8 protein-coding genes and 1 pseudogene are annotated in these 14,812 nt (G+C 41.5%); 2 read left to right on the top strand and 7 right to left on the bottom strand.

Going from position 1 to position 14,812, the window contains the following annotated elements:
* Nucleotides 1–268: 268 nt before the first annotated feature.
* Both A3775_RS19160 and A3775_RS19155 read left to right on the top strand, forming a co-directional pair.
* Nucleotides 269–1,027, top strand: coding sequence for a HEAT repeat domain-containing protein (locus A3775_RS19160; RefSeq protein ID WP_066377009.1), 759 nt, complete (start codon nucleotides 269–271; stop codon nucleotides 1,025–1,027).
* Nucleotides 1,028–1,173: 146 nt separating this feature from the next.
* A pseudogene (locus tag A3775_RS19155) lies at nucleotides 1,174–2,407 on the top strand (RNA-guided endonuclease InsQ/TnpB family protein).
* A 35-nt stretch (nucleotides 2,408–2,442) separates the two neighbouring features.
* Here A3775_RS19155 and A3775_RS19150 read toward each other — a convergent pair.
* The 7 genes from A3775_RS19150 to A3775_RS19120 all read right to left on the bottom strand — a co-directional run.
* On the bottom strand, nucleotides 2,443–2,847 hold the full coding sequence (locus A3775_RS19150; protein ID WP_066377016.1) for a phosphomannose isomerase type II C-terminal cupin domain: 405 nt from the start codon (nucleotides 2,845–2,847) through the stop codon (nucleotides 2,443–2,445).
* 309 nt (nucleotides 2,848–3,156) lie between these two features.
* On the bottom strand, nucleotides 3,157–4,272 hold the full coding sequence (locus A3775_RS19145; protein WP_066377018.1) for a response regulator: 1,116 nt from the start codon (nucleotides 4,270–4,272) through the stop codon (nucleotides 3,157–3,159).
* A gap of 142 nt (nucleotides 4,273–4,414) precedes the next feature.
* The gene (locus A3775_RS19140) at nucleotides 4,415–5,623 is read right to left on the bottom strand and encodes an EAL domain-containing response regulator (RefSeq protein ID WP_066377019.1); all 1,209 of its coding nucleotides are present in this window, start codon (nucleotides 5,621–5,623) and stop codon (nucleotides 4,415–4,417) included.
* Between the two features lie 23 nt (nucleotides 5,624–5,646).
* Entirely contained in the window at nucleotides 5,647–9,978 is a 4,332-nt protein-coding gene (locus A3775_RS19135; RefSeq protein ID WP_197480194.1) for a PAS domain S-box protein, read from the bottom strand.
* A gap of 185 nt (nucleotides 9,979–10,163) precedes the next feature.
* The gene (locus A3775_RS19130) at nucleotides 10,164–12,848 is read right to left on the bottom strand and encodes a glycoside hydrolase family 10 protein (RefSeq protein ID WP_066426306.1); all 2,685 of its coding nucleotides are present in this window, start codon (nucleotides 12,846–12,848) and stop codon (nucleotides 10,164–10,166) included.
* A 97-nt stretch (nucleotides 12,849–12,945) separates the two neighbouring features.
* Nucleotides 12,946–14,277: a TIGR03279 family radical SAM protein gene (locus tag A3775_RS19125; protein WP_066426304.1), complete on the bottom strand. Its 1,332-nt coding sequence runs from the start codon at nucleotides 14,275–14,277 to the stop codon at nucleotides 12,946–12,948.
* Nucleotides 14,278–14,502: 225 nt separating this feature from the next.
* On the bottom strand, nucleotides 14,503–14,812 hold a 310-nt coding region (locus A3775_RS19120; protein WP_156481683.1), incomplete at its 5' end, for a zinc ribbon domain-containing protein.

Below are 14,812 nucleotides of genomic sequence, written 5' to 3'. Positions count from 1 at the left end.
AGTCATTAGTCATTAGTCATTAGTCATTAGTCATTAGTCATTAGTTTTTCTCCCCCACTCCCTCATCTCCCCCACTCTCTCATCTCCCCCACTCCCTCATCTTCCCCCACACCCTCATCTTCCCCCACACCCTCATCTCCCCCACTCCCTCATCTCCCTGCGCTCCCGTGTATTTTAGGTGTACAATGGTTTAATCAATAAAAATAAAGCTTTAATAGATGAGTACGGAGGTTACATATAAATAGCACTCCGGTATATAAGATAAATTATGTATGACGAAGAAGAACTAAGCCTACTCGATGTCGAGGAAGAATTAGAAAGCCCCTTAGATAAAATAGAACCAATCACGGCTGAGTCAGAATTAGCAAAACCTGACCCAGACGAGATGCTAGCACTTTTGGAACATACCCAACCACCGCAAAGGATGCTAGCTGCTCGCGCTTTTTGCGACATAGAAGACCAACGTGCCACACCCCATTTAATTCGCTTATTGACTGATACCTGTCCCTTAGTGCGGGTGAGTGCAGCCTATGGAATTGGGCGCAATCCTAGCCCAGATGCTGTAGAACCATTAATTACCCAGTTAAATCAAGACTGGAACGGCTATGTACGTAAAGGCGTAGTCTGGGCATTAGGAAACTGTCGCGATCGCCGTGGTTTAGCACCCCTAGCAGATGCCTTAAGAACTGATATCTCCGCCGTGCGCCTTTGGTCTGCTAGTGCCTTAGCACAAATGGCAGAAGTTAGTTATGAAGCAGTATTAGGCGCAATACCCCCCCTCATTGAAGCCTTAGTCCAAGATCCAGTAGCCGCAGTCAGAAGCAACAGTGCTTGGGCAATAGGACAACTGTGTAAAGAGCTACCTTCTAACGTAGTTTATGCCACAGCAATTGATGCCTTGATTCAGTCCTTTGCAGAAGACAAAGACTTAGGCGTGCGCGAAGATGCTAAAGCCTCACTCTTAGGCGTAGGCGATCCTCGTGGCTTACAACTGATTGAAACCTTAGAACAGGAAGGCTGGTTTTAGAAGCTACCGGCAACTAGAAGGGATTGGGGATTGGTTACTGGGGATTGGGTACCAATCAATTGACCAAAGGAATGGGATACAAGCCCCGCCCTTGCAGGGCGGCTTTGTTTGTATTAGGATAAATGCCGTAGATGTTTTCCACGTCAATGAGAGTTTTAGAGTTTAAAGTCAAAGGGAAAACAACTCAATACGCAGCTATAGATGAGGCGATCAGAACCGCTCAATTTGTCCGCAATAAGTGTATCCGTTTCTGGATGGATAATCATGGTGTAGGGCAGAAAGAGTTATATCGCTACAATACTGTGTTAAGGGCTGAATATCCCTTTGTGAAAGCTTTAAACTCTCATGCTTGTCAGGTAGGAGTAGAAAGAGCGTATAGCTCAATAGCTCGGTTTTATGATAACTGCAAGAAAAATATTCCAGGTAAGAAAGGTTATCCAAAATTTAAGAAAAATAACCGTTCAGTGGAATACAAAACCTCTGGCTGGAAGTTATCACAAACGAGAAAGCAGATTACTTTTACAGACAAAAAAGGAATTGGCAACCTGAAACTAAAAGGAACGTGGGACTTAAACTTCTATCCAATAGAACAGATAAAACGGGTGAGGTTAGTACGTCGTGCAGACGGATATTATGCCCAATTCTTGATAAGTGTAGATAACAAAATAGAAACACAGCCGACTGGTAAAACTATCGGGTTGGATGTTGGATTAAAAGAATTCTATACGGACAGTAATGGGCATAGTGAACCTAATCCTAGATTTTATCGTACAGGAGAAAAACGATTAAAGTTTTATCAACGTCGTGTTTCTCGGAAAAAAAGGGCTTCTATCAACCGTAAGAAAGCTGTTAATAGATTAGGTCGAGTACACCTCAAAATAAGTAGGCAACGTATAGAACACGCTAAGCGAGTGGCGCGTTGCGTAATCCAATCTAACGATTTGGTAGCTTATGTAGGCGAAGCCTTGCCGAAGGCTAGATTTGAGGATTAAAAATTTAGTAAAAAATCATTGTCTGGCTAAATCTATTAATGATGCTGGTTGGTATCAATTCAGAAAATGGTTAGAGTATTTTGGTGTGAAGTTTGGCAGAATAACCATTGCTGTTAATCCTGCCTATACTTCCCAAGAATGTTCTAATTGTGGTGCAGTAGTGAAAAAATCTCTATCTACAAGAACTCATGTCTGTGAATGTGGTTTTGAGATGGATAGAGATTGGAATGCTGCAATCAACATTCTGAAATTAGCCTTGAGTACCGTAGGGCATACGGGAACTTGGATCTTAGATCCGAACGCTTTGGGAGATTCGACCTCTACTCAGGTTGGAGAAATCCTGTCTGAGCAAGTTGGGTCTGTGAACAAAGAATCACCGCACTTTTAGGGCGGTGATTGTCAAATTCTCCCCACTCCCTTCTACTAACTTTCTGGTGCCGGCTTCACCAAATTTAGATCATAAGGGCGTTCTGTATCATCTTCACCTAGATATTCGCCATTTTGAATTTCCAGGATTACCAAAGGAATAGATCCTGGATTTTCGACTTTATGCAGCGTTGCGGATGGAACATAAGTTGATTGGTTACGGCATAGTAATATTTCCTCATTTCCACAAGTCACCTTAGCTACACCAGAAACTACAACCCAATGTTCATTACGGTGATAATGTATTTGAGGTTTGATACCATGTCTAGGCTTGATTTCAATGCGACTAATTCTATAGGTTTCTCCCTCCTCAATCACCTCCACATTACCCCAGTAACGTGTTCCTGAGTGAGAGGAAGCCTCATGGACTTTTAATTGTTCATTATTTCCATTCTCAGTCATAACTAAATTTTTTTTGCTACAAGAATATTATTGTTTTCCCAAAAAGCAATTCAGATCAGATAAATCTAATAGCCAGCTACAAAAAATTTTATGCCAACATTATAGTCCTTAGTGAAAGGGAACAGGCAAGAGGCAACAGGAAGGTGTTGGACGGGGACTGTTACCCCGCTCAACACAATCGCCCCAAAGAGTGGGGATTCTGAGCCATTGATGGGTGGTGAAACAGGCAAAAATATGCTTGCATCTCATCAAAAACCTCTCTGTTTCCTGTTCCCTCGACCGCAGGTTGGTGATTGTTGCCAGCTATTTTCATATAAGCCTTCCTTCTGATACCGTGCAACACGGTAACATGACTTGCACAACTGTTTTTTGTTGTGGCTGACTGTGAATTTTGAGTTTTCCACTATGTAATTCAGCTAGGCGTTTAGCAATGGTTAATCCTAGCCCTGTGCCTTGTTGCTCATAAAGTTTGCGTTCAAATTGGCGATACGCGCCTAATTCTGCCATTTGCTCGGCTGTGATTCCGCGACCTCGATCAATAAACGATAAAACCAATGTATTATTAATACACTGGCTAGTCACTTGAATTAAGCTCCCTATAGAAGAAAACTTCACAGCATTATCAATTAACTCCTCCACAATTTTAGACATTTTTTCTAGGGAGATTTTGACATGGCATGAACACAAATCAAGTTGTAAGTCTGCTTCTCTATCTGCTTTTTTGACTCTTTCCGTGATGATATTAATTAGTGATAATGTCGGAAACTTTGTGGTTGCACTCTGTAAAGATTTAATTTGTTGTGGATCTGAGGCAATAATTTCTAGTTCTGCGTACAATAAAAAGTTTTGAATTAATCTAAATAACCTTTCACCAGAATAGTAGATAGATTCTGCCATCTCCCGGATTGATTGTGAATCTAAAGTTTCACTTTCTTCTATTAAAATTTGTGAGAAACCTAAGATACCATTGAGAGGTGTTCGCATTTCATGGGGGAGAGATAGAGCAATACTATTCCTGAGATTATCAAGTTTCTTCTGAGTTTCCAGATGAATAGTTGTTTGTTTTTCTAACCTGCCAGCAATAGCGGCTAGTAACTCATGTCTTGTAAAAGGTTTAATGATATAATCATCGGCTCCCATTGCCATAGCTTGACGAAAGTCAGTTTTATCAGATTTGGCAGTGAGAAAGATTAAAGGAATCATCGCTGTTGTCGGATGTTGACGTAAAACCTTGAGTACGCTATAACCATCCAATTCTGGCATCATCACATCACAAATAATCAAATCAGGATGTTCTTCCTGCGCTAATTGCACACCCAGTTTTCCATTTTCTGCGGCAATTAAGTGAAATCCCTCATTTTCTAATAGTTCTAAAATGTTGTGACGTACATTGATGTCATCTTCTATAACTAAAATTTTGTTCATATTAAATAATAAACTAAAAAGTAAAAAGCCATCTTTGTGAATTGATATAGGTTTTCAAAGTTGATTTATGTGATAATTGGCAATAATCGAATATGCTCTAGTCATCGAAATATCTATTTATTTCCCAATACCCAATAATTTATTAGGCGGGTAAGTGTTGTTGATTACATAAGATTTTTTCAAATTCTCCAAGTTTTAAGGGCGGACTAAACAGAAATCCTTGCATAGCATCGCAGCGATTTTGTTGTAAAAAAGATAATTCGGCTTCTGTCTCTACACCTTCAGCTATGACTCGCATATTAAGATTATGAGCCATTTCGATTAAAGCTTTGGTAATTGCAGATTTCTGATAATCTTGATCCACATTATGGATAAAATAACGGTCAATTTTTAAAGTATTAACTGGTAAATTTTTGAGATAGGCTAAAGAAGAATAACCTGTACCAAAATCATCAATAGCAATTCGCATTCCTAGGGAACGCAATTCATTCATGGTAACAAGTGCATTGTTTACTTGCATAATCATACTTTCAGTTAGTTCTAATTCCAGATATTTCGCCTCTAAATTATTGCTATTTAAAGCATGGGTGATTTTTTGAATTAAGTCTGGATGGCTAAATTCAATTGCCGATAAATTGACAGTAATAGTTAAATCATCGATTCCTATATCACGCCAACGTCTAATTTGATGACAAACAGTTGATACAACCCAATGCCCAATATTAACAATTAAACCGGTAGACTCGGCTAAGGGAATAAATTCTGTGGGAGAAATTAAACCCAATTCTGGACTTTGCCAACGCAATAGACTTTCAGCCCCGATTATTTGTCTAGAGGCAATATCTACGATGGGCTGATAATGCAATTCAAATTCATGGAGTTTTTGTTGTTTGATAACACGATGCAGATTCATGGCTATTAACTGCGTTTTAGGAGATGCTGATTTAAGCGCATCGTGATTTAACAAGTATTTTTTTAAAGTTGCCTGTCTTTCCAAACGATTGATGACTGCACTCAGTAATTCTGTTCGCGTAAATGGTTTAGTTACATAGTCATCAGCACCCATATCCATGCCTTGACGGAAGTCTGATTTAGCAGATTTGGCTGTGAGGAAAATAAACGGAATAGCCGCAGTTAATGGTTCTTGACGTAATTCTGTCAATACCCCATAACCATCTACTTCCGGCATCATCATGTCGCATAGAATTAAATCAGGCAGTTCGGCGATCGCCAAATTTATCCCAATTTTGCCGTTAGCCGCCGCTACAGTTTCAAATGCCTCAGCTTCTAGCAAATCTACGATATTTTCCCGTACAGATTCTTCATCTTCTATTACTAAAATTTTAGTCATTATTTACCTCTATTTATATGTCATTATTTCAGGGGGAGATGAACAGTAAACACTGTACCAACTCCCAGGGTACTTTTTACAAAAATTTCACCTTGATATATATCCACACACTTTTTAACGATTGCTAATCCCAAACCAGTACCGACAATATTGCCGACATTTTTAGCCCGGTGAAAAGTTTCAAATAGGTGGGGTAAATCTTCTGGGGGAATGCCAATACCCGAATCTTGAATTTTAAATATAACTTGTTCATGCGAGCAATTAAGATAAAATTTTATTTGGCTATTTGCCGATGAATATTTAATAGCATTAGAAAGTAAATTACTCAGAATATGACTGAGTAATTTATCATCCATATAACAGATAAAGGATTGGCGATCGCTCACAAAGTTAACTCGCTCATGAATCAGATTCCCTGGGATTTCTTCTACTACATGACGGCAGTAGTCTACTAAATCCAATTGTCTAGGTGTAAACTCTAGTTTTCCCGCTTCTGCCTTGCCAATTACCAACACATCATTTAACATTTCAGTCATCCGCTTAACAGCAGCTTGAATGCGATGTAAATGAGTTTGTTGCTTTTCCTCTGTCCATCGATGGCGGTAATGTTCTAGTAACTCTGAGGAAGACAAGATGGTACTCAACGGCGTGCGAAATTCGTGGGAAGTCATGGCGACAAACCGGGATTTGAGTTCACTGAGTTCTTTTTCTTTCTCTAGTGCAACTTTGATTTCTTCTTCTAATTGCTTGCGTTCTGTAATGTCTGCCGTGTAACCGACAAATTCTATGGGATTACCCAGATTGTCCCTAACTACCTTGCCTTGGTCATACAGCCAACGATAAGTACCGTCTTGATGTAAAAAGCGGTATTCTAGTTTATATTCCCCTATTTCTAAGGACTGGGCAAGTTTGGCAAATGTCTTTGGTGCGTCTTCTGGGTGGATCAGACTCGCCCATAAACCAGAATTTGATGTAAATTCGGTGGCTTCATAGCCAAGCACATCTTTAGCATTTTCACTGATGAACACAGCACCAAAATCACCACCAGTCTCACAGGCATAGATGACAGCTGGGCTAGATGTTAATAAATATTGCAGTCGCTGTTGGCTAATTAGTAGTGCTGTTTCTGCTTGTTTACGCTCAGTGATATCTGTTTGAATGCCAATGTAATGGGTGAGTCTACCGGCAACGTCATACACCGGGGAAATGTTTAACTCATGCCAAAACATACTGCCATCTGGACGATAGCTTTGAAGAACCACGCTACAACCTCTGCCCTCTTGCATAGCGGCATTCAGTTCTTCTAACCCTGGTTGATTGATATTGGCACTTTGGAATAAACGAAAGTTCTGCCCAATGACTTCATCTGCTGAGTAGCCAGTCATTGACTCAAAGGCAGGATTTACATAAATAATTGGCCCGTTGGCAATGCTAGCATCAGCAATGATAATACCATTATTGCTAGCAGCGATCGCCCGATCCCGTAGTCGTAAACCTTCCTCTACTTGCTTGCGCTGGGTAATATCAGTATAAATACATACTGTACCAATCACCTGACCATGAGCATCTTTAATAGCATCAGCGCGGAGGTAAACTTGCATGATTTGACCATTGCGCGATCGCATTGTCACTTCACCGCGCCAAGACTTACCACTATGGAGTGCATTCAAGATGTGGCGACGTTCTAGAGACTGCTGGAAAATTACCCATGCTCCGCCAGCTGCCGCTAATTCCTGGACATTATAACCGTATAATTGCTGAAAAGCTGGGTTAACATAAACAGCCTCACCCATTAAATCACCAATGAGAATACAGTCACTGGTGCTATTCATAGCTTTATGAAAGCGCAACAGCGACTCTTCGGCTAATTTGCGCTCGGTGATATCTGTTGATATGCCACACACCGCGAAAATCACACCATTTGTATCTTTGAGGGGAAATTTCACCGATAAGTAGGTATGTAAACCATCCTCTTGTGTAACTATTTCCTCAATTTCTAGGGCTTGCCCAGTCGTGAGTACATCAGCATTATTCTTGGCAAATTCATCAGCGATATGACGAGGCCAAACATCATATATACTTTTGCCAATGATTTGTTCTTGAGTAACATTCAATAATTTTTCACCTTGGCGATTAAACAGCAGGTATCTATTGTCAACAACATCTGACACATAAATTACTGCTGGGGAATTATCTAAAATTGCCTGTAATCGCTGCTGCGTCTCCCGCAATGCTATCTCTGCCTGTTTGCGTGTCGTGATATCTCGATCAATTCCTCGGTAGCCACAAAATTTACCTTCAGCATTAAATATCGGTACGCCACTGGTTTCTAAAATTACTAAATGACCATTTTTATGAATATTAATGTTTTCCAGACATTTAAAAGGTTGTTGTGCAGTGGCAATCGGCTCAAAGACTTGCGCTACACGCTCAACTTCTTCTGGGGGTAGAAGTTCCAAGGGGCTTGTACCGATTAACTCCTGGGGTTCATAACCCAAAATATCCTTAACTTTGGGGCTGACATAGGTGAAGATAATGTTTTCATCAACTTCCCACACCCAATCACTGGTAGCTTCAACTAAGTTACGAAATCTTTCTTCACTCTCTTGTAATGCTATTTGCGTTTGTTTGCGCTGAATGCCAATAGCAATTTCATGGGCAGCAATTCCCAAAGCTTGAAAAGTAGATTCGCCCAAGGCTTGGCGCGCAAACATCGCTATCACTCCCAAGACTTCCCCTTCCACAATCATTGGATAGCCAGCAAAAGCAACCATCCCTTCCTGCTTCGCCCACTCTTGATTACTGACACGCGCATCATTCTGTACCGAGTTGGTGAGGTGGGGTTTACCTTCTTGGGCAATTAAACCAATTTTGAATTCACCTACGGCTATACGCCGATGCGCGCCATCTATGTGGGTGTACATCCCAGAACTAACTTGTAACTCTAGGACATTCTCTTGTTTGTTCACTAGCCAAATCCGCGCAAAGGCAGCATTTAAATGTTTGACTACAGTTTCGGTGCAGTGGCGCATCATCTCCTGTAAACTCCAACTGTGAGTCAGGATGCTGTCAACTTCAGCCCGAAAATCTGCTAAACGGATTCGTTCGGCTAATGCCTCCTGTGTACATTTGTAGTCATGGATATCTGTATTTGTGCCAAACCAATTAATGATGTTACCTTGCGGATTTCGTAAAGGTAAGGCTCGCGCTAAATGCCAACGATAGGTTCCAGAACCCAACCCTAATAGCCGAAATTCCACTTCGTAATTTGCGCCTGTCGCTAAACATTGACTCCAACTTGCCAAACATCTGGGCAAATCATCGGGATGCACAAATTTCTCCCATTGCCAACCGAGTGTTTGCTCTAAATTGCAGCCAAAATACTCCAGAGTGCGGTGGTTCGCATATTCCAGGTAGCCATCAGGGCGAGCAATCCACACTTGTTGGGGGATGGATGCCGCCAAAAACCGAAACCGTTCCTCGCTGTTGGCTAAAGCTTCTTGTGTCTGTTTGCGCTCGGTAATATCTTCAAAGGTGCCAAGTACGCCTATGACATTGCCTTCAGCATCATGCAATGGTACTTTATTTGTTTCTAGCCAAATTTGTTGACCATCTGCTTGCTGTAAAGGTTCAATAATGTGATATATTGGCGTGTTTTTCTCCATCACGCTAGCATCACATTGGCGGTAGAAGTCAGCATCCTCATGGTTAGTGAGGAAGTCGTAATCTGTTTTACCAATAATTTCTTCTGGATGCTCAAAACCTAACATCCTAGCAAATTGGCGATTACAGCCCAAGAAAACCGAGTTCCTATCTTTCCAAAACACACACTGAGGGATGGTATCGATAATTAACTGCAACATTGCAGGCGCAACTTTATCCATCCCCCAGACTAACTGTCTATTTTCTGGCAATTGCGTTTCTTGTGCTTGGTAAGGATGGTTGAGTGATTTTTGTAGTCCCTGACAAATACTTGCAGATGTTACCGTTCCCACCAGTTCACCTAATTCATCTACTACTAACAGGCAACTTGATTGATGTTTGGCTAACAGAGAAAATATTGTGGTGATATTCTGCAAATTTGACAGTTTATAGGTGATAGCTTCGGCATGCTGCATAACAGCAGAAATAGGAGTATTTTGGCAATTAATCCCGGCAGCTACCAGTTTGACCACATCTTGCTCTAATAAGTATCCTACTACCAGGGAGTCTATGACTACGACCATGCCAGCACCTTGTTTTGCCATCAGTGAAATTACCTTTGACACTGGTGTTTCTGGCTCAACCGTCAGTGGCGAACAATCAATAATTGACATCCAGCATTGTAGCCAGAGAAGTTGAGGTAATGAAGGCATAAGTAATGACCATATCTAACATTAAATGATAGTTATCTTCAGCAGATGGTTTTGGTCTTTTGTAATATTTTGATGCTAAATAAATAATAATCTCTGGCGTACAAATACTGTAAAGTTAGTATGAAGAAATACAACAGCCAACTATTCTCTATTGTACCGTGTCCAAATCTGCGGCGATCGCTAAATTATTTTGATTGATGCTTCTGATTTTCAGTATCCAATTTTAACCTGCGTTCACCGTAACGCAATAACCTGTCTATAGCTGCCAGACGATTTTCCCAGGCTTTGACTTGGTAAGTGTTATCCTTACCTTGTTGACGCATCCATACCCGAAACTGAGCTTGAAACCTTGTCAAAGCGGCTTTTGTGGCTAGCAATTTAGTTTTAGAAGGAGAAGCCGCCAAGTAATTGAGGGAGTTTTTCACGACTTCTGCTTGTTGATGCAACTCTAAAACTATTTGTGGTGATATTTGCAGTTTTTCCTTTGACAATATTATTTGCCATTCTCGCTGTAAAGCAACATACCGTGTCAAGGCAGCAGAGAATGAGTGACGATGAGGAATAGGTTCACGGATTGCAGATGAAAGTTGACCTTGAGTATTACTAAAAAGTTGATGTAATTCGTTGTTGAAATTTTCTGCGGCGAAGAGTGCATAACCACTCACAGGTAAATCTCTAATCAGTTGCAATTGATCAAATGCTGCCAATGTTGGTAAAGACAGTAAACGAATTCCTGGGATTAATAAAGTAGAACCTAACTGAGTCGAAGTTATCCAAGGTTGCGCTAGGGCTTGAAACTTGACAGTATCTTGGGCGTAAGTCATGGGAATAATTAAATCTATATCTCCTCGCCGCGCCCAAACTTCCCAATGTTGTTGTAGCTTCTCGATGCGTTCTTGTTCTGGTAAGGGAAATACCGCCACTGACAAAACTAAATTTGTGCGTTTTTGACGCAACATCTGCGACACTTGCGCCACAAAGCTATCTACTTGCTGAGTGCGAAATGCTGTCCACTGCTGCCATAATTGGGTTTGACTGGGAGTGATACTAATAGGATCTACACCTGTCAATTTTTGGAACTGTTCTCTAGCGGCTTTACCATAACCATAAGTGCGCCCGGCTTTTGGATCTTGAAACGGATAGCGGATGTAGTCTAGCTGTAAACCATCCACGTTATATTCTGTGACAATCTCCTCATATAATTTGAGTAAATATTGCCGCAATTCGGGATTAGCTGGGTCAAAAAATGGCTTTGTCTGACCAATAGGAATCATTTTACCTTGGTGATCGTAGTTAGCCCACTGAGGATGAGCCGCTAACACAGGCCCCGGATAATCAATATTCAGTTTTAGCAGTTGATTATGACGCTGATTACCAGCCGCAAAAGTCCAAACCCAAGCGTGTAACTCCATGCCGCGCCCATGGGCTAATTTCACAGCCGCCGCCAAGGGGTTCCAATTACGAACTAATGGGTTTTGCTGCGGTGCAACTCGGCTGGGATAAATAGGATAACCAGCATTGACAGTTTCAAAAAAAACTGTATTGATTCCTGCTTGCGCTAGGCGATCAAAAATTTTCGCCAGTCCTTTTTCACTACCTGCACGGATAATTGTGCCTCTGTCTAACCAAACTGCGCGAATTTCTGCGGTGGCTAATCTGCGATCAATAGGAAACTGTTGCCATAATTTTGTCCTAGCTGCCAGCCATTGTTGACGAGCTAGGGCATAATTTTTATTAGCAATTAATCTGGGTAAGTTTTTGGCTACTACTCTGGCTTGAGCGATCGCTTGCTGTTGATCGCTGGTGGGTGTACCAAGTCCCGTTGCCACTAATTGTGTGCTGTCTTCCTTCGCAGATTGGGATTGATTGCGCCGAGGTGCATGGGCTAATGCGGCTACGTTAGCACTTTCTACTCTACCAATCAAATTGTCTAGCTGTTGTTGCATAGCCACAGCTTCACGCTGAGTCATCGGTGCATTGGAATTAGGCGCAATATTCCACTGTACTGTTTGTTCTAATTGATCAATAGCTTCGTCTGATTTAAGGGAAGTGGGCAGAGGGGAATAGGCAGTGGAGGAAGTAGGGGGAGTGGGGGGAGTGGGACAGTTTTGGGGGGTGGTGGTGATGTTTTTGTGGCTATTGGATGGCGTTGCTAGATGACGATTAACAGCAGTTTTTAACCAAGCAATATCTAATTCGGCAGTAGAAGCTGCATCTGTTCCCCACCGCCAACCCAAAAAGGTGGAATTTTCTGTTAATACTACCGCCGCCGGTGAGTCTGGGGAATTCCAAACAGCAACCACCCTACCAGAACCATCATTGGGAACTAACACGCCGCCATGCACTTGTCCAAATAGTGTGTTTTGGTTGAGCGAGTTTGGTATTTGAGTGGCGGTTGGGTTGATTTTTTGTCTATCTTTGAGGCTGAATGCCCAATAGCTACCTAATAATGTTTTGAGTGATTCGCGGACTCCGGGGGTGGAAAGACTACCCACGGGGCCGCTAGCAATCAAGTTACCACCTTTGTTCATCCATGCTTGCAAAGCGATCGCTTGCGTTGGTGTGATGGTTTCAATATTTGGTAAAAATACGATGGGGCGATCGCCCCAATCCGCAACACTCTTAACGTTAGATAAGGGCAGCACACAATACGGCACACCAATTGTCTGCAAGCGTTGGGTAATTCCCTGCCAATATTGGCTGTTTTCTTGACTCTGGACTACGCCGACTACAGGTGTTGCCGTTGCCGCTTTGACTGCCGGAATATGAAACCAATTAACAATCAGCAATTGAGCAGTAACAATGAAGAATCTGTAATTATTTAATGACCATTTGGGATTTTTTTGATGATTTTTTTCCTGATTCTTCACTACTCATCACTCCTCATTGCTCAATTATTTATTATTTATGAGGCAGTATAACCATAATTCACCTCCGAGAAATGACTGATATTTAACAATCAAGCCTTCACACCTCACTTATGCAGGTTGTTATCAGTTCTTCTACACCTGCAACTGGCAAAATTTTGGTATTTAATTTTCCAGCAACTTCGGCAACGCTCACATCATCTAAAAATACTAATTCTTCATGTTTAAGCATCACCTTTGGGAGTAAAATTCCCTCACCTAAATCCTGCCCTTGTAATTTCAAAATTAAGTCATGCCCTGTAATCAAGCCGGTGACACTAATAGCTTGCCCCCAATAATCACTATTGAGAGCTTGCATATTTACTGACAAACCAGCAACGGCATTCAAGCGGTTGACAATTGGTTGAAAGGCTTTTTCTACGGCATTACCCACTACCCAAGTTAACTTTTTGGGATGGGCGATTTTTTTCGGTAATAATTTCGCTGCCGCCGTTTCAAATTGTTTAATAAATAAGCGAATTGAACCCACACCGTTGTCAATTTGTGGATATTCTTCATATTCAGATTCACTGGGTAATTCAGCACCAGCAATCAAAAACCATTCATCAGCTAACCACGCAATATTAGAGCCAGATTTTTGGCGGAATTCTTTGGTGAGTAATTGCACTTGCTTAATTACTTCCTGGGCTTTTTCTGGAGTTACGGGAATAAGTTCATCTTGTTCAGGACGAAATCTTGTCAACCCGACTGGTACAACTGCTATTGATGCCACCGTTGGCATCTCTTCAGTATAAAAAGATGCTAAATCTCTGAGGGTTTTTTCCAGGTGTTGCCCATCATTGATTCCCGGACATACTACTACTTGAGCATGAATTTGCAAACGCCTTTCTTGAAACCATCGCAGTTGTGACAAAATTTGTCCGGCACGCTGATTTTTTAGCAGTTTAATTCTGACTTCCGGTTCTGTGGCATGAACCGACACATACAACGGCGACAGCCGCATTTGTTCAATTCGTTGCCATTCCCGTTCCGGTAAATTGGTAAGGGTTAAATATGAGCCGTATAAAAAGCTGAGGCGATAATCATCGTCTTTTAAATACAAGCTAGAACGTTTACCGGGTGGTTGTTGATCAATAAAGCAGAATGGGCAACGATTATTGCACTGTATTAACGCATCAAACAGTGCCGCCTCAAACTCTAACCCCAGGTCTTCGTCGTAGTCTTTTTCAATCTCGATATAATGAGTTTTACCAGAGGCATCTAAAACTTCTAATTCCAGAAATTCATCTGCACAGAGAAATTGATAATCAATTAAATCACGGGGTGGTGTGCCGTTGATGGCGACAATGGCATCCCCCGCTTCAAAACCCATCTCGGCGGCGATGGAGTCTGGTATCACTTGAGTAATTTTGGCAGGACGAATATTAGTCATTAGTCATTAGTCATTAGTCATTAGTCATTAGTCATTAGTCATTAGTTAACAGTTAACCGTCAACTGTCAACCGTGCTATGACTAATGACTATAGGATTCATCTTTGATTTTTGAAAAAACTTCGTACACTTCGGAACTACTTCTTCTGTGTTCCCTGTTAAGAGTTCCCTGGCTACGTATGTCATTTCATGAATCAAATCGGATTCCTCTAGTGAACTACTCCAACTAAGCTGACGCTATAGTTGGAGCTTCCAACTTCACGGAAGATTGCCTCATCTTGGATTTGCGTCCGCGAATTGGTCTTACATCCTCTCCATTGGCGTTAGCCTCCCCCGTCCCAGAGGAGGACAGCATTCTGATACCTTCTGCTCTAATATTGATCGCAGCATTACCATCTCTATCATGACGAGTACCACAACTTGGGCAAGTCCAAGTTCTCTCATCTAGCGGTAACTCCGAAATTTGGTAATGACAATTAGAGCAAAGCTTGGAACTAGGGAACCATCGATTTATTTCTATCAACTTTCCACCACTA

Source organism: Anabaena sp. 4-3, from assembly GCF_001597745.1.
Taxonomy (GTDB): Bacteria; Cyanobacteriota; Cyanobacteriia; order Cyanobacteriales; family Nostocaceae; genus Trichormus.
Note: the sequence above shows the minus strand (reverse complement) of the source record. Positions and strands in the feature narration are given on the sequence as shown.

Coding starts and splice junctions, on each gene's coding strand:
- A3775_RS19150 (WP_066377016.1), bottom strand. CDS start 2,847: ATGACTGAGAATGGAAATAATGAACAATTAAAAGTCCATGAGGCTTCC.
- A3775_RS19125 (WP_066426304.1), bottom strand. CDS start 14,277: ATGACTAATATTCGTCCTGCCAAAATTACTCAAGTGATACCAGACTCC.
- A3775_RS19160 (WP_066377009.1), top strand. CDS start 269: ATGTATGACGAAGAAGAACTAAGCCTACTCGATGTCGAGGAAGAATTA.
- A3775_RS19145 (WP_066377018.1), bottom strand. CDS start 4,272: ATGAACAAAATTTTAGTTATAGAAGATGACATCAATGTACGTCACAAC.
- A3775_RS19135 (WP_197480194.1), bottom strand. CDS start 9,978: ATGCCTTCATTACCTCAACTTCTCTGGCTACAATGCTGGATGTCAATT.
- A3775_RS19140 (WP_066377019.1), bottom strand. CDS start 5,623: ATGACTAAAATTTTAGTAATAGAAGATGAAGAATCTGTACGGGAAAAT.